Raw genomic sequence first — 20,757 nt, 5'->3', positions numbered from 1 at the left:
GAACTGCGGCATTTCCTCGCTGCGCTCATCAGAGTGAACCGCCCCGGAACCCCGGAGCCACCATGTGCGAAGGCGCGAGCTCGCTAAGGCAGCCCCGCCCCCCTTGACTGGGAACACCCGCCACTGATGGCAGGTCCTGTGGCTGCACGTCTTGGTCTGAGATGGTCACAGGTCCTATCGTCCCTGGCGTTCTTGTGAATAGCGCTTGATGCCCAGTGTGGCGAGAAGCTCCTTCAGAACCTGTGGCATGGCGCTTTCGCGTGGGCGGCGCACTTCGGCCAGGACATGTCGTTCCAAGTCACCTTCAACCGCGCCGATCGTGCATCGTTCACCCTCGGGCCGTGACTCACCGTACACATCGCGCCCAGCAACCAGCGGATGCTGAATGCATGCGTCGTTGTCTCCGGCGAGGCGCGCTGGGCTGCGGTGGGTCGGAACGTACATGAAGTCGAGTTCGGGATCGACGCTGGCAAGGCCGGCGCCGCAGCCCGTGTCGGGGAACTGGATGTTGTTGCCTAAATCCAGCGTCGTCGCATTGTCGGCTGCAGGCGGGCAATTGCCTCCTGCGTTGTTCAGCAGAATCACATTCTTCAGGCGCAGTTCGCCCCGCTGCTGCGACTCCATGCTAGTCGTCAAGGGAATCATGCGAACACCGCCGCCCTTGTTATCTGCGAGCGTCGTGTTCACGAGATCAAGTCGAGCTCCAATGAAACCACCTCCTGCAGGCGCTTCGTTTCGTACGATCAAACTGCTCCCGAGCTCAGTGCGATCCCTTCTGAGCCCATGAGCGCCTATCGCCCCGCCCCGGGAACCGGCGCGGTTGGCGATGAAGACGGCTCGCTGCAGTCTCACGTTCCCGTCCAGGCTTGCGATCGCACCACCGATTCCGCTCGCATTGTTCGATGCGAACTTGACCGCCTTGCCGAGCATCGAGTTTTGGCCCTGCATGCGAAATGCCAAGATCACTGCACCTCCGGAAGGGGAGGAGTTGCGCTCGAAGGTCGAATAACTGATCGCGAGATGCGATGCCTGCGGTTCGGGTGTGTTCGGACGCGTGACCCCGACGGAGATAGCTCCGCCGCTGTCGACAGCCTTGTTTCCCGTGAACGTGCCTCGCCGTACCGAAAGCGTTCCGGCCTCGAGCGCAATGGCACCTCCGCTGGCTGCGTTGTTGTTGATGAATTTGGACTTCTCGACGATCCCCTCACCGTCATACCAAAGCGCTCCGCCGTTCATCGTCTCTCTGCCGTTATTGCTGAACGTTGAGCGAACGATCTCGATCCGCCCGCGCCACACAATAGCGGCGTTCCCAGCGACTTCAGTATCTTCAATCCTGGCAGTCCCGCCTCGGGCGAGACCGTCCACACCAGGCACTGAGGAAATCGCTGGAGGTGTAAGCGGTGCGCCATCGTTGTCTACGAACTTGGCATCGGCGGAAATGTGTGCATTGAAAGCGCGAATCACAGGACCGGTGTTGTCTGAAAAGCGCCCGCCGCGGACGATGATGTCATTTACCGCAATTGGCGCTTTCGTGCGCTCGACTTTGACATCCTCCAGTATTAATTTGACCGGCCCGAAGATCGCGCCGCCGAATTGCACACCGAGCCCGAAAGTTCCGAAGGAAGAGGGCCCGTTTCGAAGCGTCAGTGAATGCAACTCGATGCGCGATGCACTCGCGTCAGCTTCGAAGAAGGCGGTGGTATCGCGGGCATCGAGGATGACGCCGTTGCCGAAAATTTGTACCGGCCGACTGAGTTGATGTGTCTGCGTAATCTGCAGCACGGTGCCGGGTGCACAACGGATGGTCACCACACCCCCGGTTGACACTGCGTTGGCTAGATTGATTTTCCCTGGCGGCTGCGGCTGCACGTCCTTCTCGCAGAGATCAACAGTACCGCCCGCCTGCGCGGGCTCCCCGAGCAGGGCTGAAACAGCCACGAGAGCCAGAAGCACTCTCACGGGATCACCTGCCATTTGGGGTTCTCCCAGTCAGTGAAATCGATTTCGATACGCCGTGTCGTCCAGGCCGGTGAGCGGATCGTCAGCCGGCCTTGACCATCGGCCGTAAGGGCATCGCCGGCGGCCAGGGGCCAATCGTCGATGTCGCCCAGTCCCTCGACAAAATCATCATCGATGTCATTCACGCCGGTGATGCCGGTGCTGTCGCTGTCCTCATCATTGCCCAGTGCAGAGAACTGAAGTCGCTCATTGCGCCAGCTGCGATAGTTTCCAACCATGCTGTCTGCCAAGGGCAGGAGGGACAGCGGATTGCGCGCGATGGTCTGCTCCATGAACTGCTGGAAGCTCATGCCGGCAGGCTTGTCGACCACCTCGAAAAACCCCCATTCGCCCTTGCAGTACTCCTCATTCGCAGGGCAGGCTCGCCGGAACAACACGACGTAGAAGGGTGGGGCACCTTGATATGCCGGGCAGGACTCCGAGTTGATGAACTTCCACTCGGATGGAGCGCCGGCCGGTGCGTCCAAGCAGGTATCTTCGATGCCGGGCGGCACGCGGATGTGAGTGCCGCACGCAAATCCCTTGCGAACACAGACATTGAAGTCATGCGTCACGTTGCGCTTACACCCGCTTTCCCGCGCCTTGGCGGGATCCAGCTCGCACTGCGCATTGATGGAGAAGTCCTCATCGCGATCTTCATGGTTCCACTCGATGAGCGGTCCTTCGATGCGCAAGAAGTCCTCTCGTCTGACGGCCATCTCATTCGAAGCGGCCATGAGCGTGGTCGGTACTGCGGCCCCGCGGTCGGAATTCTTCAAGAACACGTTGAAAGGGACACCTGTCGGAATCTGTATGGGCGTTAGCAAGGCGCCATACGCATAGTCGGTTCTGATGCCCCCGGCGGTGATGAGGTAGCCTTTGCCGCTTGAGTAGATCTCCACGCCATCATGGCGAATGCGCTGCTCGTAAGGGACCTGCTTGTTGATTGCGAGATCAAGGATCACGGAATCCGGAACGTACTTGGAGGAGGCCTGCCACATCATTTGCCCGACGCTGCCGCGTGAGGCAAACCGGGTTTCGGCGGCGGGCATCTTCCTCGGCAGCTGATGCAACTGGCCTGTGAAGAAGAGCATGGCCGCCGCCTGAGCGTCGCTCCCATCACCGAGTTCGAACAGCCGTCGGGGCACCAGCCCCTCATCGGAAGGGCCCCATATTTCGTGGCGATTGACTTCCATCAACCGGCGAAACGGCACCAGTCGTCGAGCCTGGTTGCTGCCGGCCGCGTACTTGGCGGAGGCGAAATCAAGCACAATGTTGGCGGCCCTTCGCAACTTGACCTCGTCGGGATCCGCGAAGTCGTAGATGTTCAGGATCGCGGCAATACTCAGGCGCTGATAGGGCTTGGAATTGTACTCGATAAAATCCTCGCTCGTAATGCGCTGCATGCGCTGTAGCAGCCACTCGCGGATCTCTTCCTGATCCTCTTCAAACCACTCCTTGTCGTCCTTGTCAGCAAGCGAGTTGATGATCATCTGGTTGGTCAGAAATCGCGAGGTATTGATCATCAGTAGATGATTTTCAGTCTCCGGGATTCGAAACTGCGCCAGGCTCATAGTAACGGCACCCGCGGTCGCGACTGCTGCTGCCAATGCCGCGAGTCCCGGGCCATAGAGAAACAGCAGACCGGCGACCACGATGCCGGCCACCAGAAAGAAGTTCATGAACCAGTCAAACAGATCCCCCAGATCATCGAAGAAGTTGCCGTCGTTGTAGAACGCACGTTCATCCGCGCGATCCTGGGCTGAACCGGTGTCGCGCTCTGTGTTGCCGCATTGAAAAAGCCCATAGCTCTCCGGTTCAAGGTCCCCGCTGATGGTGAGCAGGTTGTTGAAAATGTGATCCTTGGTCTCCTGTCTCAGAACCGGGAATCGGGTGTTGGTATCGCTGTTGACGATGCGCAGCAGACTGATGACCGCCATGTCCCAGTCGCCTTTCCCGGCCTTGCCCACGACGCGACAAGGCAATGCATCGGTGCCAGGGTGACCGACCTGCACCCGAGACAGAAGCGCCCGATTGACCTCTTCAATCATGCAGGCTCGCGTCACGGAAAACGTGAGGTCGTACGCGACCACCTGATCCGGAAGCGTCACTTTCGTCACGCTCTTCAGGCTGTCCTTGCACTCACCGCCGAAGCGACGATCGAAAGCTGCGTTGAGAAGCGCGCGGCCGTCGCCGTCGTCGAATCCCGCGTGTGCCGGCCATCGGCCGATCTGCGCGTCGATATGGTTGAGCCCCTCCTTCGTCGTCAACGGCCAACCCGCGTATGCGGCCACGTGCTCGGCATAGACACGCAGCGTTTGTTCGCATCTGGCCTCGGTTCGGTTCGTCAGCCAGAGGACCTTGGCCAGCACGAGATGATAGATTCCACCTTCTCTCTTGTTGTGCTCCTCTGAGCCTTCATCGAACTTGCGCTTTCCTTCCTGAGCCAGAAACTCCACTTCTTCGGCGCAGGCATTCCAATCGATCACGGCCTGCCGGCGATCTTTTATGGAATTGAATGCGGCGGTGAAGTCGGCCTGCGGCGTGCCTAAGGGGACTTGATAGTTGTGGAATTCCGGCAATGCTGCAGACACAGGCGCGTAAAGAGCCGTCGCTAATGTGCTCGCAGCACAAAGCGCCGAAGCCGCAAGTCGACTCACTCGCATGCAAGTCTCCCTGGGCAGGGTCCCGCTTCAATGGGGCCGCCGGCGTGCCTATCCCACCGACCGGCTGCGAACCGCTGCTCAGGGCTGCAATTGGCAGGATCGGCTGCCAAAGGAACGTCGTTCGCATCCAGCCAGAAAAGGCACACAGCAAACGAGTTATCTTTCGCAGTCTGTGCGCGAGTGCCTGGAGTCACGCAGGCATGGTCCGCAGGGACGACCTCGCGCCAAACAAACTCCGGCTTGCATGCGTCAGAGGCATTGGTACTGGGCTGAACTCTGGACTTGGCCTGTGCGTTGTTGGCAGCGGCTTGATCTCGCGCACTCGGTGTTACGCAGACATGATCGCCCTTGATAGCTTCCCGCCAGACAAACCCGGATCTGCAAACGCCGCTTCGATGCGAACCGGAACCGCCGATCGACTGTGGTGTTGGCCTTTGCGATTCGTCACTGCCGGAAAAGAAGCAAACGCTGCACCCGTACGTCGCACAGTTGTGCCACACTTGGTTGAGTGATTCCCGGTATCCGTTTTCGCAGATCAGGACAACGCCGTAACACGTGCTCTTTGTCATAGTGGAACGCCACTGAGTGGTGCTATTGCGGCAGAGCACCTTGTGCCCAGTAACGCAATAGCCGCCGTCGCCAAAGTCGCTGACGCCGATTCGCTCCTCCCCTGGTAGGCACTCCCCATCACAAAACGGGGCCGTTCCTCTCCACAGGTTCTCCAGGCTTGCGGGATCTACCTCCTCGAGGGCCTCCTGCACGATGGGCTCGGTGTATTCGAACTCCACTGGCGGCAGGTTGCGGCTGTCGTAGCCGCCGTTGTTACGGCGATAGCCGGTCTGCGTGACGGCCTTTAGGAAGGTGTAGACGAGGTTGCGAGCATCGGTGGGATTGACCTCGTCAGAGTAGGTGAAGTCCGTCGAGCGCACGAGACAGTTGCGCTCTACACCGGCTTCGCCCGGAAAGTGATGGAACATCAGGACGCGCTGGCAGGTCCTGTAGGTGCGTACTTCGAAGCCGGCGCGATAGGACGAGAACGGATCCAGGCGCGCGGGCCAGATGCCCCTGTCGTTGGTTGTCGGCGCGTTGGCGTCATGGTCGCCGTAGTCGAAGATGACTTCGAACATCCAGTCGTTGCTGCCGTCAGGTGGCTGCGTCGACGGGGCCTTCGGCCAAGGAGGGGCCGGTGGTTCGGGCCATACATCGTCGGCCTTCAGCGTGGGGAAGTGCGGCGAGCGGTTGCCGTAGCGGATGCGCTTGAGGTAACGCTGGGCACCACGCGCATCGTCGGCGCGATTGCGCTCGTGGGCTTTGGCAACGGGGTTGCCATTCGCGTTTTCGAAGATCCGCTTCGAGTCCTTGGGTTTGTAGCCATAGGTGACCACATTCCCCTTGTCATCGTGGCTCTCACAGATTAGCCAACTGAAGATGCGCGTCGCGTCAAAGGGATCGGCGATGCGGCTGTTGGGCGTCCTGCCGTACCAGGTGGTGATGTTCTCCCTGGAGATCGAACGCCAGAACACGTCGACGGCATCGGAGGTGTTTGACCAGCGCTCGATCCGCGCGAACAGTCCCTCGGTGCGCGGGCGGTAGCGGCGGACAAGGTAGGTCTCGCCATCGATAGTCCGCGCTCGAGGAGGCGCCTCGGGCTTCCAGTTGCCGCTGCCATCCTTCACCAGCACGGGCACCAGGTCCTCCGCACCCGAGAGGACGAAGGGACCGGAATCGACAGCGTCGGGATACTGCGGAATGCCTTTGTCGGTCTTGAGCGTGATCGACGGCAGCGAGAGGCTCCAACCGAACTCGAACGGACCGTTGCCGGCACCGGAGTCGTAGGACAGCGATAGCTGGGGCTCGAAGCCCGAACGCCCTGGGCTGGTGGCGATGGGCACCGACATCGAGCCGGTGCCGGTAACCGGGTTGGCGGCGAACTTCTCACCGATGCCGCGGATGGCCCCGCCGCCCTTGGGCAACGCGACTGAAGGCACCACGCTGAAAGAGGACCCGCCTGTCGACCCCCGCGTCGGGCGGGTCTCGGCACTTCCATCAATGGACGCTGAACGCACCACAGAGATCTTCTTCCTTGGAGTGCCGGGACGCTCTGCAGCGACTCGGGCGCAGTACCGTTGCAAGGCGGCCTAGCCAATTGACCTACCAGTCAGTCGACCACGAATGGAGCCGGGCGCCATCCCCAATATGTATGGCGGATCCATCTGCTGGTGTCAAACTCGGCGCGCGCCAATTCCCACCAGTCATCGAAGGCATCGACATCCGGGTTGCAGCCCACGGCATAGGCGATGGTCTTCTGCCGACCATCGGGCCGGCGCTCACCGCGTTCGGCCAGGAAGTACACGCCCTGATCCTTGACCAGGATGACGCGGCATTGATTCGCCACCGCTTCGGCGAGCACGGGCCGCAGCTCCGTGCCTTTGAATCGAACAGTCATGGGTGTGATCTCCAGGGAGGCAGGAAGAGAGGCTTCCCGCCGCGAGGGCGAGAAGCTGCTGGGAGGTCAGTGCCGGACAGCCTTGCGACCCGACAGGCGCTGCACGCGGATGCGTCTCCAGCTCCCGTTGAACCGCCCCGGGTTTCCCGGAGACTCCAACCTTTGAGAGGATGGAGCCATGAAGATAGCCACGAAGCGCGTGGAGTGGCTGATGGGGGGCGATGCCGTCATGCGTCAGCACCCTCATTACCCGTCGCTGGGTTGGCTGCGCCATCCGTGTGAGTCGGCGCATAGGGCTCGATGGCGGGCGCAGCAGGCGGCGTGCCGGGCTTGGTCGTCCGCCGCGCGATCGGTGGCGCGAAGCGCGAGCGGCGCGTGCCTTCCAGCACGTCCTGCGGCAGCTCACCGAACTTCTCCAACGCCGCTCGCGCCGCGGCGTTCTTCGCCGCGAAGTCGTCGCGCGTCGTGCCCGAGTAGCGGTACTGCTGGGCCAGCGAGAACAGGCTACGCAGCGCGTGCGCACCATCATTGAGCCAGCGCTCCAAGGTGCTGCGGTCGATCAGCGCCGTGTGGTGCGCCAGGATGAGTTTGCGCGCCAGGTCGTCGTAGTCGGCCAGCAGGTACACCGCCATGAAATCGAGCTGTGCATTCACGAACAGCGGCAGCTTCACAGGCTGCACATTCATGTTCTCGCCCAGCGACAGCGCCGGAGGCACATCGGCCAGGGCTTGGTCCACCTGTTCGCGCAGGGTCTGCAGGCGGGTCTTGGTGTCGGCGAGCTTGTCCTCGACCCTCAGCATCCACCAGTCCGAGTACGGGTCATCCTGCTCGGAACCGCGCTTCATCTTGTTCATCGCACTGATGAAGCCATTGAGTCCGATGATGCCGGGGCGCCCCTCGGTAGGCGCACGGCCGTGCCAGATGCGCGAAGCGTGGTGCGTGTGCAGCGTCAGCGACATCGCGCTGCGCAGCGACCCGAGATTCAGTTGCAGGGGTTCGTTGGCTATGAGGACGACTCGCGGTAAAGGGACGAGCCGCCAGCATCGTGATCGGCCGGAAGGCCGTCAGTCATCAAACCGCATCCAGCCCGCGCCCGGTTTGTCCGTCAATGGAAGGCTGCCTGTGCCAGCTATCCCCTGGGGATAGGTCTTGAGCCATCGTGGCTTGATGTCGGGGCGTGAACCATGACAATGACTGGCGGCGCAGCACACCTGGGGTTGCTGCGCAGAAGAACGAGGGGGAAACATGCAGGATGGGAAAGCCGTTCAGTTGCTGCTGAACGGGGAAGAGCACGGGCACGGTCACGTGCTCGAGGAGCTGCTGAAGCGGGCGGAACGCCTGGAATGCCTGGTGGCCTTCACGAAGACCTCGGCCTCGAACGGCGCAACCTCTCACCTGCCGAAGCCTGTTACCATAAACCCCTACGGACGCGGCAAGGAGCGGACATGTCTACTTGCGGAGAAGGCTCTACAGCAGAGCGCCGAAAGTGCGCCCGAGAGGCGACGCGAGAGCGTACCGAGTGCGTCGAAGAACGGGACGAGGGTTACAACGAGTGTGTGCAGACGCGTGAGGACCGCTACAAACGCTGTTGTGACTGGGCGCCCTGCAGTTGGTTCTGTAAGGCTTTCTGGTGGGTCGTCAACGTGGTGTGCATCGCCTGGGAGTGGATCTCGAACGTTGTCTGTGTAGCCTGGTCGACTGTGAAGGAGACAGTCTGCGTGGCCTGGGCCGTGACACCGGCCGTCTTCTGTCAGTTGATCGATGCCATCAGCAGCCTCGTGGGCGTGTTCGTCAGCGCCATTGAGGCGGCGCTTGGCTGGGCGTGGAGCGCGGCGGCCTTCGTTTGGGGCGTGATCACTTCCATTCCAGGACTGGGGCCGCTGCTCACATGGGTTGTTGGCGTAGCCTCGGCCATCTGGAACGCCATCTTGAGCCTCCCGGACATTGGCTTAACGCTTGTTGGGATCATGCCGGAGAAGAAGCTGCGCCTAGCCATCATTCACCTCCGCGATGGCCGGGGCGGTCCCATCGTAACGAATGACGCGGTCCTGCTGCGCGCCGTTCAATGCGCCATCAACGTTTTCGCCGAGCAAGCCAATACGCGAGTGATTCCGGTTCGTTACACGCAATACCAGTCCTCATTCGAGGACCGTGAAGTGGCAAGTCGCGACTACATCATTGATGGACGCCCCGTTTCGGATCGACTGTTGGATCTGTGCTGTGAGGCCTGCATGTTCGGTAAAGGCCTGAGCACCGTTGGCGCCGACCTCAATCAAGAGATGACGTTCTACTCTTTCTGGGGCGGCGCCCGACGCCTGCTCACCTATGGTGCCCCCATTGTCGCCTTTACCACCCGGCGCTTTGAAGGAACCACAACGGGATGCTCTCTAGGACCGCTGACCGACTGGATCGTGGTGCAGTTTCAGGACTCGGAAACGACAATTGCAGATCCAATGCTGCTTACGTCAGACATTCGGCTGGGAAACATATCCACTTTGGCCCACGAGATCGGACATGCCTGCAATCTGATCTGGCACTCATCTGCCCCCGATAGACTGATGACCCCTCTGAGGGATGCAGGGGGAGTTCGACGGTGCGGCTTGACGCGTTGGGAGAAGGCCATCTTTCGTGCCTCCCGCCATGTGACGTACCTATGACACTGATCATTCGAAATCGAGCTGAGCTGCCAAAACTTCTTACCTCGCACGAGCCGCATGTGCGCTTCGAAATCCCAGACCTCACGGAGCGCGAGAACGAGGACCTACATGCCCGCCTTGGCACCTTGTATCAGGAGTGCGGCTGCGTGCAGGCAACGGTTGGCCTGCTCGTTGGCATCGGTTTGGCCATCGGATACGGCATGATCGGTTCTTTGGGGTGGTGGCGCACGGCACTGCTCGCTATGGGGCTCGGCGTGACCTTCAGCTTCATTGCAAAGGTTTCCTCCATGCGCATTGCGCGCATACGGTTGCGTCGTGCGCTTGATCAGGAGCTGCGTGGGTGATCGTTAGCCAAGCCAGGGCTGCCGCGGCTACCCGTATGTCGTGACCATCCAAGAATGATGTCCATGATCTCACTTGCTGCACCCCTGTTCACTTCGCCGTTCTTCACGGACATCCCGGCGTCGTCACCGGAGCAGGCATCAATCTGCCGACCGAGATACTGCACGCGCTGGACAACAAGCGGTTCGCCGTGATGAACCAGAACGCGGTGTCGGAACTGGCGCTCACCTGCATCCGAGACTACCCACTGCATCCAACCAAGCAGAACGTCAACGCGGAAAGCTACGCAAGGTACTGCGGGCATGCCGATACGGTCAGACGGTCGTTGGGCCTGGACGACTTCACGGAGCTGGATGCGCTGTTCAACTACGCCTATTGGCGCGAAACGGAAGAAGACAAAGCGGCGACCTGACCGCATCACCCCACGGAAGGCGGCCTGTTCAGTCTATCCCCTGGGGATAGCTCAGGGATCGCGCAAGGCTGAACCCAGCCGTGCGAGGTAGGCGCGCGCCACCTCGGGGTCGGCCGGGCGGGAAGCCGAAGGCGACGACGATGGCGCCGGCCCCGCAGCTCGCGGCGCGGGCAGCACTGCTGCGTCGGTGCCCGCCCACGCCTTGAACTCCCCGCGCAGCGCCTTCTGGATGATGCCAAACAGGTAGTCGGCGGGATTGCGCACCGTGCTGCCGCCACAGCGCGCCGCCCACTCGTCGAGAACGGCCTGCCGCTGCGCCTCGTCCACCTGCTGCAGCGCCACGAGCGCGCCGGCCTGCTGCTCGTCCTTCAAGCGCAGAAAACGCTCGGGCAGCCGCAGGTTCTGCAAGGCCCTCGCGCGCGGCACTGTACACGTCCTGCGCTCACGCGCCGAGGGCCATCCCCTCCGCGACTTCGCCCACGGCACGCTCGATGCGGTGCTCGAACTTCCCGAGGGAAAATTCTCGCTGCGGATTCGCTGGGAGGCCGAAGGGCAATCGCAGGTCGAGCACGGCTGGATATGCCGCGAGGCCCCTCACTTGAACGGCAGCGGCATCTTCTCCGACGTGGCCATTCTCGACGGGGACGGTTTCCCGCTGGCCGCTGATGCGGACGAATTGGTGGGGCTCGCCTACGAATTCTTTTCCTACCAAGAGATCGAGTCCGCCATCGCGCCGGTACTGCCGGTGCGCCCAGAGCCAGGGTCTGCACCGGGTCAGGATGCCGATCTATTCAGGCCGTGGCATGACAGGTGTAAAAGGCGCAGGCGATGAGCAGATCTCCCATGCTCTACCTGCTGCGACGGCACAAGTAGCAAGACGATTAAGAAAGAGCCCCACTGCCTCGCAGCGGTGGGGGCTTTTATCAAGAGTCTGCTGCTATCTCAGTGCAGGGTGGGGTGATGCATCACGCTAAATCGCTCCGCCAATGCGCAGAGCCGCTTGTCCAGCGTCCACAGCTCGACCCCTGGTGTTATCACGGTGGATGCCAATAAAAGCATATCCACTAGGCCACAACCCAAGCCATACAGACGTTCGCGCTGGATGAATGCCATCACCTCCCGCACGCTGGCCTGTTGGGTCTGCTGCAATCTATCGAGATTAGCGAGCGTTTGAACCCGATTCGGCGGTGTACCGCATGCGATCTCCCCCAGAATCAAGGGGTGTATCATCACCAAGTCAAGTTCTAGCAGCTCGACCAGCACATCATTACGCTGCCGGAAGTGATCGACCCACACCGACGTATCAACAAGAACCCCCTTCATTATTGGGCCTCGCGGCGGCGGGGAATCTCCTGCATTTCCGGCATGGTTGCGCCAAGAGCGGCAAGTCGCTTGGCGGACTGAACTCGCACGAAGGTTTTGATAGCTTCACGGAACAGGTCCGCCTTGTCCATAGCCGGGTCGGCAACTTCCAGCGCCTGCTCATACAGGGCATCATCAATCGTCACAGTGGTTCTCATAGGCACCTCTCTGCATCATATTTGATGCTAGTTTTCATCATTATAGATGACTGCGCAAGACTCCCGTTTGGTGGAAGAAGAACCAGCCGGCGTGTCGTGGCGCGCTCTTGGGGGGCGCCCCGAGCGGGACGGGGTGGCGAAGCCTCCCCCTGGAGCGGATCAACGCCAGGGCGGGCGCAAGGCGCCCTACGGCCAGGGCAGCGAGGGCCATTGCCTCGAAGAAGGCCAGATGCCCCGGCGCGGTGGGCGCGGCCGGAAAGGCGAAGCCAGGCACGTACGCCTATTCCAGGCAGATTTTTTCCTTCCGACGTTCGGCCTGCGGGCAGATAGCAGGCTTCCCGGATACGGCTCGACACCGAGCCGGCAGCACGAATTCGGCCGGGTGGCGGATGTCGCCGGGGCACGGCTGTCGGAACAGGAATCCTCTGCTCGGATTGCGGGCCGCCAGCTCAGCTGCATTGGTAGCCGTACCTGCTGGCGAGCGCCTGAAGCGCGGCGCGGGTTGCTCAGGCCATGCGCTCTCCGGGGAGAAAAGATCCGCTGGGATTGCCCGCATTATCGGGCTGCAAACGGCCGTCAGCCGCTTGGGTTTTCGTCGGCCCGTGCGAGCCTGAGCACAGTGACAACTGCCAAGGAGGAAACGGCATTGAACACAGTATTTTTCGTAACGGACTGCCGCCCGGGGGAGCCCTGCATCATCCAGGGCCACGAGCACGCCCCGCTGGTCATTAAGACCATGGATGGTGATGAGCTATTGAGGCTGGCGCCAATCCAGCCGTGGACGCACGAACGGCTGATAGGCCTTCCGCTCCAGGAGCTCTTGGGCGAGGCGCTGGAGGGCGGCGCAGACGCCTACCTGGGCGAGCAATGGGTCGGCAGCACCGAGGTGTGAGAAGCCCTCCCAACCAGCAGAAGCCTGTTCTAGCCCGCCCCGTGCGGGCTTTTGCTGGCACGTTGGAGCAGGGCGGCGACTTGGGAGAGGCACCTGTGCGGCCCTTCCTTCTCCCAGCCCTACCCGCTGCGACGGTACGGGGAGGCCCAGTCCCTGCCCAGCGGGCAGGCTGGTCGGGATACTCCGAGCGGGGCTGGCGCTGGCGCAGAGGTCCAATCCGGAACGCAGGAGATTTTTCCCGCTCCGCCTGGATGGGATGCCGGGACACACGCAAACCCGTCCCTTCGAGCGGAAAACCCGGCTCGAACACCGAACACCCCTTCACAGGAGATCCAGGATGGTTTTTTCGGCCCGACGTGCCAATGGATTCAGGCTGGAGCGCATACAGGCCTCCCGGCAGTATGCCGATGGTGGCTTCACGAACACCTACCCGGCCAGCATACTGCGCGTGCCCGAGGGGCGGCCGACGCTGGCCGACTTCCTGTTCCGCGGCGAGGGCCGCACGCCGGCGAATCCCCTCCCCATCATCGACCCACGCGCCAGCTGGGCACGCCCCGTCGAAACCGGGCTGCGGGCCACCTGGCTTGGTCATTCGACCGTGCTGCTGGAAATCGACGGCCACCGGGTGCTGACCGATCCGGTGTGGGGCGCGCGCGTCTCGCCGCTGCCCTTTCTCGGTCCCCGGCGCTTCCAGCCGGTGCCGGTCGATATCGCCAGCCTGCCGCCGCTCGATGCGGTGCTGATCTCCCACGACCACTACGACCATCTGGACTACCCGAGCATCCGGGCGCTGGCCAAGCTTCGGGTGCCCTTCGTCACCTCGCTTGGCGTCGGCCTGCATCTGGAAGCCTGGGGCGTGCCGGCCGAACGCATCGTCGAGCTCGACTGGTGGGAACGCACCGTGCTGCCGGGCGGCCTGGCGATCACCGCTGCGCCAGCACATCACTACTCCGGGCGCGGGCTGCGCGACCGTAACGTAACCCTCTGGTCGTCGTTCGCCCTGCGCGGCGAGCGGCATGCCGTGTTCTTCAGCGGCGATACCGGGCTCTCGCCGGCCTTCACCGAGATCGGCCGGCGGCTCGGCCCCTTCGACTTGGTGATGATCGAGGTCGGCGCCTTCCATCCGGCCTGGGGGAATGTGCACCTGGGGCCGGACAACGCCCTGCAGGCCTGGGCACAACTGGGCAGCGGGCGTCTCCTGCCGGTGCACTGGGGCACCTTCAACCTGGCGATGCATCCCTGGGCCCAGCCAGCAGATGTGCTGCTGGCGCACGCCTCGGAGGGGCTGGTCATGCCGCGCCTCGGCGAGCCGGTCGAGCCGGCCCGGATCGCGGCAGTGGAGCCGTGGTGGCGTGGGGGGACCAAGGCCGACTGGCAGGGTGCTGAGCAGCAGGACGCCGGACTGCCGGCGTTCCCCGTCCAGAACTAGCCGCACCGCAACATGCTCCCAAGGCGCCGCCCGCCCAGCGCCTTGGGATTTTTCGGCTGGTAGGTAGCATGGCCTGCAACCACCATTGCAGCGCATGCGCGAGGCCAGACACATGCAATTCACCCACGAACAGGAGCCGGCGATCCGATCGCTGGCCAGAATCATCAAGCTCGTCGCCTTCGCCGGCACCGGCAAGACCACGACCCTGGTCGGCTACGCCCAGGCCCGCCCGGAGGCCCGGATTCTGTACCTCTGCTACAACAAGAGCGTCGAGGTGGCCGCCAAACAGAAATTCCCCCTCAACGTGACCTGCAAGACCGCTCATGGCCTGGCCTACGGTGCTGTCGGTACGAAGTACAAGCACAAGCTCGGGAACCTGCGCCTCACCGACATCGCCCGGGCCATCAACTCCCAGAACTGGGAACTGGTCCGCAGCGTTCAGGACACCCTGAACAACTACCTCGCCAGCGCGGACGAGAAAATCAGACTGTTTCATTTCCCCGCAGAAAAACTGCAGAACGAGCGCATGCGACGGGCCGCCGACAGTATCGTCGAGGCCACCCGCCGGCTCTGGGCGCAGATGTGCGACCTGAACAACCACGCCACGCCCATCCACCACGATGGCTACCTGAAGCTCTGGGCGCTGTCGAAGCCGGACCTGAGCACCCGCTTCGACATCGTGCTGGGCGACGAGGCCCAGGACATCAACCCGGTGGTCGCCGGCCTCCTGGCGCAGCAGGCAGCCTACGGCATGGGCGTCGTCGTCTGCGGCGATGGCCATCAAATGCTGTACCGCTTCCGGGGAGCCGTCGACGCCCTCGATGCCCCCTGGCTGGCCGACGCCGAGGTGCACTATCTCACCCAGTCCTTCCGCTTCGGGCCGGCAGCGGCCCACGTCGCGAACATGCTGCTGCACTTCAAGGGCGAGCGCCGGCAACTGGCAGGCCTTGGGCAGCAGACGCGCATTGCCAAGACCCTGCCCGCCGATCTGGAGCACCGGGCGATCCTCTGCCGCACCGTGGTCGGCGTCATCGAGGAGGCACTGGCCTGGGTCGAAACCGGGGCGAAGATTTTCTGGGTGGGCGGTATCGAGGGCTACAACCTGCAGGACCTCGAAGACCTGCACGCCCTGTCGAAGGGCTGGCGCGAGCGGATCAAGGGAAAAAAACTCCTCCAGGATTATCCCGACTACGACCACTACAAGGATGTCGCTTTCGAAAGCCAGGACTCGGAGATGACCCGCTCGGTCAAGAGCGTCGAGCAGTACAGCCAGAACCTGCCGGAGCTGTTCGCCAAGCTGCGCCGCAATGCGGTCACCGACGAGCCGGAGGCCAGTATCACCCTGAGCACGGCGCACCGGGCCAAAGGTCTGGAGTGGGACGCCGTTCAGCTCGCCGAGGACTTCGCCTTCGAGCCGTTCGACCCGGACAACGACCCGGAGGCCTGGGTGGACGAGATGAACCTGCTGTACGTGGCCTGCACCCGGGCCATGCAGGTGCTGGCCGTCAACTCGACCGTACTGGAGATCATGAAGGAGTTCGTCGACCGCCGCGACGGCAGGAAACCGGACGCGCCGCTGGCCTTCCAGAAGAAAGCGCCAGCGGCGGCGTAATTGCCTATCGGCAGTTCCCAGCCCGGCGGAACCCAGCGGCCTCGGCATCCGCCGCCGAGCCAAACGAAACACGATTTTTTTCCTGCACTTGCTCGTAGCTCGGGCAGCCGACCGGCAGGTGGTAGACCTTGCTGGCGCGGTTGCCGATCACCGGGGCGCTGCCGCCCTGCTCGGCAACCTGCACCGGCGGCGCTACCGGCCGGCGGGCGGGCGTGGCCGTGCCCGGCCCGCCCAAGCCTTCCCGGCTCGGCTTGTGCCCCAGCGTCCAGGTGCGCTCGCCCGTCACGAACGGGTTATGGTGGCCCATGACCTTCGCAATCCGCTGATCACGCTCGCGCTCCCAGGCGCTGGCCGGGTACATCCGGTTCCAGGCCATGAACAGTTGCTGCTGCTGGCGCGACATCGACAGCCCGTAGCGGTCGTGCATGTAGAACTGCACCCGGGCAACCAGGCCCTTCACCACGTCTCGGGGCTCGGTCACCCGCTGCTTGAAATCCGTCCTGGTTGGGCAGGCTCCGTACTGCGCCGGCGTCGAGGGCAGCACGCCGTAGCTGTAGTTGCTGCGATCTGCGTTCACCTCCCCAATCGTGGGCGACAGGTTGTGCATGTCCGCCTCCATGACGCGAAACACCGGATCGCTGGTCTTGCAGTTCTCCCTGCCGCCCTTCTGCCAACACTGCCGCTGGTGACCGAGCACCCAGGCCGGAACGATGTGCTCCCACTCGATGCGTTGGGCGCGGTTGCTGTCGGCCCGGACTTCGTAGCCGCAGGACTTCAGGTCGATACGGCCACCCGAGCGCCCCATCCATGTCCACCGGCAACCGCAATACAGGTCCCCAACGTCGGAAGTTTGCCGGTCGAAGTAGACTTTCTCGCGCAGGGCGATCTTGGCTTTCTCGAACGACTCCGGGGCGCCAGCCAGAACATGCTAGTGTGGTGAATCACAAGTTCGCTTCATTATTATTTCTTTGCAAGGCTCGAGCAGCCCTGCCGACAGAGGCCAGGATTTCACCTGCTCCCTTACTCCAGCGGAAGGGCCTTGGATTCTGGTTGTAGGTCGCCAGGTAATACTCGATGGACTGCTCGAGATCCTTCACGCTGGTATGGGCCTGGCGCTTTATCCACTTCTGGGTGAGCATCGAGAAAAAGCGCTCCACCAGATTCAGCCATGACGCAGACGTCGGGGTGAAGTGCACGTGATAACGCGGGTGCGCGACAAGCCAGGCGCGCACCTTGTCGGTCTTGTGCACGGCATAGTTATCCATGATCAGGTGGATGGCCTTGTCGCTTTCGACCGATTCCTCAATGGCCCTGAGAAACTCCAGGAATTCTGCGCTGCGGTGACGGCGCTTGAGGCGTCCGATCACTTCGCCGGTGGCCACATCCAGGGCGGCAAACAAGGACGTCGTGCCATGGCGCTGATAATCATGGGTACGGGTCGCCGGATACCCAGGCTCCAGCGGCAGCCCCGGCTGTGTTCGATTGAGCGCCTGGATCTGGCTTTTCTCATCGACGCACAGTACCAGCGCTTTATCCGGCGGCTTCAGGTAGAGCCCTACGATATCCTGCACCTTGTCGACAAAGGCAGGATCGGTGGACAGCTTGAAGGTGTGCTCCAGGTGAGGCTTGAGCCCGAAGGCTCGCCAGATACGCTGTACGCTCGCCGGTGAAATATGGGTGGCCTTGCTCATCCGGCGCGAGCTCCAATGACTGGCATCGTCGGGCCGGGTCTGCCGCACCCGGTCGACCACTTCCTGGACCTTTTCATCACTGATGCTGCGTGGGCGGCCTGAGCGCGGCTCGTCATTGAGGCCTTGCAGGCCCAAACGGGCGAAGCGAAGGCGCCACCTCGAAACGGTTTGCGCCGTAATGCCAAGCCGTCGAGCAATGGAGGAGCCGGACTCGCCCCGAGCGCAGGACAAAATGATCTCGGCGCGCAGCTGCATATCGGCAGGCCCCTTGTGCCTGGCTCGGCGGCGGGTGAGTTCGGCATGCTCTTGTTCGGTCAGTTCGATCCGAACGGCTGGGCGGCCTGTTTTCATCGCATGCCCTCCGAAAGAACTCTGTCAGCTCCGCGGTAGACAAGATTTATCCTGAGTAGTTGTGATTCACCACACTAGCCAGTCATGGCAATAACTGAAGCGAAAAACAGGACAATCTTTTTCACTGGATTTCCTTGAAAAGTGTTGAGTAGGGAAGTGCCGCAATACTCAAGACCGGGCGCGATAATGCGATTGGAAAAGTCGTCCCATCCCTTCTACCAGACAGCGCCACAATTCCGTGAGAAAGGTATATCCGGTGATCGGGTCCTCGATAGTGAGGCCTATACCATTTTCACCGTCCTCATTGCCTCCTTGAAGCCAGTCGTAAATCTGGGCCCAAAAGATATCCTCGACTTCTCTTTGGCTGAGATTGAAGTTCTTGATGGCTGGCGCAGAAGGAGATTTCCAAGCCAATCCTTTAATGGCTGGCATACCCAGGAGTTGCCATTGGCCGCCGACGATTTCTTTGAGGTGGCATTGGTAACGCTCTTCATCTTCAGGTCTCCACCAATCGTGATATTTCAACGAGGCGCAAAAACTGTCGAATTCTGACTTGAGAGCCCACTCGAACTCCCCTCGCTCTTGGTCGCTGTTGGACTCCACCCACACCACTTCAGCACCCAGCAAGTCGAAGCGCAAAGCCGCTCGCATCAGCGCGGACTTGGAGTCCGCCAGGAAGATGGTTCCGTTCTGGCCGAGACGGATCACATCATCCACATTGGCGAGAACGACGGCCATATAGGGCTTGCTTTTGAAATGCGGGGCGATCAACCCCTCGCAACGGGAGGCCGATTCCAGAGAAAAAAGCTTGTCGCCAACTATGTAGTCGCTGGCCGGAATCATGACCGCATGGTCACTCACCGACGGCGGCAAGGGCAGTACTGCGATGGACGAAGCGAGAATAGGTGCGGGCATGAGTGGGCTTCCTGTGCCGTTTGGGAGGCCTTGACGCTACCTGCTTCTCGGCACGCCGTGCGTCGCTTTCCGGCGCTTTTGTGGCCGGAAAAGAGGCTGCTCGTGCACCACCTGGTTCGAGCGCCATCCCGACCTCCAGTGGTGCACGCAAGCGCAACGAGGTGAACCGACAACGAGGGAGCAATTCAGCAAGCCGCCAGGAAGCCCACCAGTTGCGTTTGGCCATAGGGGAAGGAGATGGCCTGTAGCGCCTTCGCTACTGCCCGGCGAGCTGGCTACAGGCTTGAGCGCTTAGGGGGGGCAGAAGGCACACCGCTCAAGGCAGAACTCGCCGGCCCTCCCTCGCAACTTTGCGATCCCCCTGCGCTCTGGTCAGTTTTTGACCGCCGAGCGCTGGCGCGCATCCCACGTGAGGCCGGCCGCGTTTTCCACAGCTTTACTCACCAAGGCTGGGGATAAAATATCTTAGAAAACTAACAAATATACCAGTACAGAGCCTGTAATGGCGAAGTTAAAAAACAACCACTTAAAAATAAAATTATGGTCATCAATTACACCATTCCTAAAAATAAATATTTCCTCCGATAAAGAATCTATAGTTTTGGATTGAGGATAATCATTGCTCGCGAAATATTGCGGGTGACTCTTAGCCCACTCATTCTCTAGCTCTGCAAAGCTATATGTATAATCCTCATTGCTCATAATGTTTTTTATGACTTCTCTTTTTTCAGGGGAAGACCAAGCACTATTGTTTCCCAATAGATATTCAAGAACTACTCCTCCATCAAGCTCATACGCACTTTTGATAAGAGCCGGAGTCAATTTAGCATGGGCATACGCCGCACATCGGAGCGCAACGTCATCATTATTCAGTAGTGTTTCAGCCTCATCATAGTTACTACTGAATGCAATCCTTCCAATGCGCTGACGAATAACCCCAAAGCTCGACAGGTATGTCGTTTTGCTTTTGCGTTCTGAGTCTGGATGCCAGCGCTCAGAGAGCTCAATTATTTCCTCAAATGTGAAGACTTGATACATTGGTTTGAGATTGCAAAGAAGCTCAGCCAGAGCGCTTGCCCAAACCTTTTCAACTGGAAGGGTTTTTACAAGTCTCCACAGCGATTTCTGTACTTCATAAATTTCTAAGTCATCATAGATGTCGAAACTTACTGAATCCGAGAAATTATTATTCTTGGCAAGAGCAGATATCGCTGTTAATTTTTTTTCATCAGATAGTCTTGAGCTTTTATTTGCGATCTTCTCTATCAATGGCAACAGTAGTGACTTGTCTCTTGGGTTAGGGTTTTCACATATAGCAGCCAGTTCTTCCTTGGTAGCAGACTCTAACAAACCATCAATCACACCACTTTCTAATATCTCACCAAACATAAGCCATTGGTTGTAAAGTAGTCCAATCCTAATTGCTCTAGCATGGGTTTCACTAATACCTGTGCGCTCATAATCAATGGATTTGGCGAACAGCCTCCTGCCAACATTTTCGTTGATGCAAAATCGGGCCAGGCCAAGATCAATAAGCGGGTCATTTCGAAGCAGTAAAGTTTCTTCAAGCTCATAATCCCCCGCTTCCAACAAACGATACCGCAAAGAGATTGACGACACATCTCCAGCGTTAGCGCTATTAATCGCTCTAGTCTTTAGCCAGTCATAAACGTATTCTGGAGAGCTAACGCGCAAAACCTCCTCGTCTAGCATGAATCCTACTTTCCTAGAATCCATTATAAATCTCCAAAAGAAAATTCTTATAGATGAAACCCAAAGACTCTCACTAACCAAGTTGAGCCTCCGATAACCTCAAAAAACTTGAG

General features: G+C 60.6%; 17 protein-coding genes and 2 pseudogenes. 7 read left to right on the top strand and 12 right to left on the bottom strand.

The genetic code is table 11. The features are described from left to right. Window positions 1-174 precede the first annotated feature (174 nt). From Atro_RS23425 to Atro_RS23405, 5 genes and pseudogenes are all read right to left on the bottom strand, one after another. Window positions 175-1,974, bottom strand: a complete 1,800-nt coding sequence (locus Atro_RS23425; RefSeq protein WP_497927836.1) for a hypothetical protein — start codon at window positions 1,972-1,974, stop codon at window positions 175-177. After that, the gene (locus Atro_RS23420) at window positions 1,956-4,658 is read right to left on the bottom strand and encodes a hypothetical protein (protein ID WP_497927835.1); all 2,703 of its coding nucleotides are present in this window, start codon (window positions 4,656-4,658) and stop codon (window positions 1,956-1,958) included. The genes Atro_RS23425 and Atro_RS23420 overlap by 19 nt, the downstream gene beginning before the upstream one ends. Next, on the bottom strand, window positions 4,655-6,655 hold the full coding sequence (locus tag Atro_RS23415; protein WP_497927834.1) for a SpvB/TcaC N-terminal domain-containing protein: 2,001 nt from the start codon (window positions 6,653-6,655) through the stop codon (window positions 4,655-4,657). Before Atro_RS23415 ends, Atro_RS23420 begins: the two co-directional genes overlap by 4 nt. Window positions 6,656-6,888: 233 nt before the next feature. After that, window positions 6,889-7,110: pseudogene (locus tag Atro_RS23410) on the bottom strand (DUF3085 domain-containing protein); the annotation flags it as partial. Window positions 7,111-7,337: 227 nt separating this feature from the next. Continuing rightward, a complete protein-coding gene (locus Atro_RS23405; protein ID WP_497928008.1) occupies window positions 7,338-8,117 on the bottom strand; it encodes a PFL_4669 family integrating conjugative element protein in 780 nt (259 codons plus the stop codon). A gap of 711 nt (window positions 8,118-8,828) precedes the next feature. Between Atro_RS23405 and Atro_RS23400 the strand changes: the two genes are divergently transcribed. From Atro_RS23400 to Atro_RS23390, 3 genes are all read left to right on the top strand, one after another. Beyond that, window positions 8,829-9,767, top strand: coding sequence for a hypothetical protein (locus tag Atro_RS23400; protein ID WP_497927833.1), 939 nt, complete (start codon window positions 8,829-8,831; stop codon window positions 9,765-9,767). Further along, a complete protein-coding gene (locus Atro_RS23395) occupies window positions 9,764-10,111 on the top strand; it encodes a hypothetical protein (protein WP_497927832.1) in 348 nt (115 codons plus the stop codon). Before Atro_RS23400 ends, Atro_RS23395 begins: the two co-directional genes overlap by 4 nt. Before the next feature lie 191 nt (window positions 10,112-10,302). Continuing rightward, window positions 10,303-10,521: a hypothetical protein gene (locus Atro_RS23390; RefSeq protein WP_497927831.1), complete on the top strand. Its 219-nt coding sequence runs from the start codon at window positions 10,303-10,305 to the stop codon at window positions 10,519-10,521. A gap of 51 nt (window positions 10,522-10,572) precedes the next feature. On the opposite strand, the pseudogene Atro_RS23385 reads toward Atro_RS23390, so the two are convergent. Further along, window positions 10,573-10,953: pseudogene (locus Atro_RS23385) on the bottom strand (STY4528 family pathogenicity island replication protein); the annotation flags it as partial. Window positions 10,954-11,017: 64 nt separating this feature from the next. Here Atro_RS23385 and Atro_RS23380 point away from each other — a divergent pair. Next, entirely contained in the window at window positions 11,018-11,353 is a 336-nt protein-coding gene (locus tag Atro_RS23380; protein WP_497927830.1) for a hypothetical protein, read from the top strand. Window positions 11,354-11,463: 110 nt separating this feature from the next. Here Atro_RS23380 and Atro_RS23375 read toward each other — a convergent pair whose 3' ends face one another. Both Atro_RS23375 and Atro_RS23370 read right to left on the bottom strand, forming a co-directional pair. After that, window positions 11,464-11,844: a type II toxin-antitoxin system VapC family toxin gene (locus Atro_RS23375; protein ID WP_136889820.1), complete on the bottom strand. Its 381-nt coding sequence runs from the start codon at window positions 11,842-11,844 to the stop codon at window positions 11,464-11,466. Continuing rightward, window positions 11,844-12,041, bottom strand: a complete 198-nt coding sequence (locus tag Atro_RS23370) for a type II toxin-antitoxin system VapB family antitoxin (protein ID WP_136889821.1) — start codon at window positions 12,039-12,041, stop codon at window positions 11,844-11,846. The genes Atro_RS23375 and Atro_RS23370 overlap by 1 nt, the downstream gene beginning before the upstream one ends. A gap of 646 nt (window positions 12,042-12,687) precedes the next feature. Between Atro_RS23370 and Atro_RS23365 the strand changes: the two genes are divergently transcribed. From Atro_RS23365 to Atro_RS23355, 3 genes are all read left to right on the top strand, one after another. After that, on the top strand, window positions 12,688-12,933 hold the full coding sequence (locus Atro_RS23365; protein ID WP_497927829.1) for a hypothetical protein: 246 nt from the start codon (window positions 12,688-12,690) through the stop codon (window positions 12,931-12,933). 337 nt (window positions 12,934-13,270) lie between these two features. Further along, window positions 13,271-14,362 (top strand): MBL fold metallo-hydrolase, encoded by a 1,092-nt coding sequence (locus Atro_RS23360; RefSeq protein ID WP_497927828.1) that lies wholly within the window; start codon window positions 13,271-13,273, stop codon window positions 14,360-14,362. Window positions 14,363-14,474: 112 nt separating this feature from the next. Continuing rightward, entirely contained in the window at window positions 14,475-15,974 is a 1,500-nt protein-coding gene (locus tag Atro_RS23355) for a UvrD-helicase domain-containing protein (protein WP_497927827.1), read from the top strand. 4 nt (window positions 15,975-15,978) lie between these two features. On the opposite strand, the gene Atro_RS23350 is transcribed toward Atro_RS23355, so the two are convergent. From Atro_RS23350 to Atro_RS23335, 4 genes are all read right to left on the bottom strand, one after another. Further along, complete coding sequence (locus Atro_RS23350; protein ID WP_497928007.1) at window positions 15,979-16,896, bottom strand: endonuclease; 918 nt, start codon at window positions 16,894-16,896, stop codon at window positions 15,979-15,981. Window positions 16,897-16,915: 19 nt separating this feature from the next. Next, window positions 16,916-18,016, bottom strand: a complete 1,101-nt coding sequence (locus Atro_RS23345) for an IS630 family transposase (RefSeq protein ID WP_497927826.1) — start codon at window positions 18,014-18,016, stop codon at window positions 16,916-16,918. A gap of 168 nt (window positions 18,017-18,184) precedes the next feature. Next, entirely contained in the window at window positions 18,185-18,931 is a 747-nt protein-coding gene (locus Atro_RS23340) for a hypothetical protein (RefSeq protein WP_497927825.1), read from the bottom strand. A 465-nt stretch (window positions 18,932-19,396) separates the two neighbouring features. Continuing rightward, a complete protein-coding gene (locus Atro_RS23335) occupies window positions 19,397-20,644 on the bottom strand; it encodes a hypothetical protein (protein ID WP_497927824.1) in 1,248 nt (415 codons plus the stop codon). Window positions 20,645-20,757: the final 113 nt, after the last annotated feature.

This window comes from Azotobacter tropicalis, from assembly GCF_059739045.1.
The sequence above is the reverse complement of the archived record's forward strand: the minus strand, read 5'-3'. Positions and strand labels throughout refer to the sequence as shown.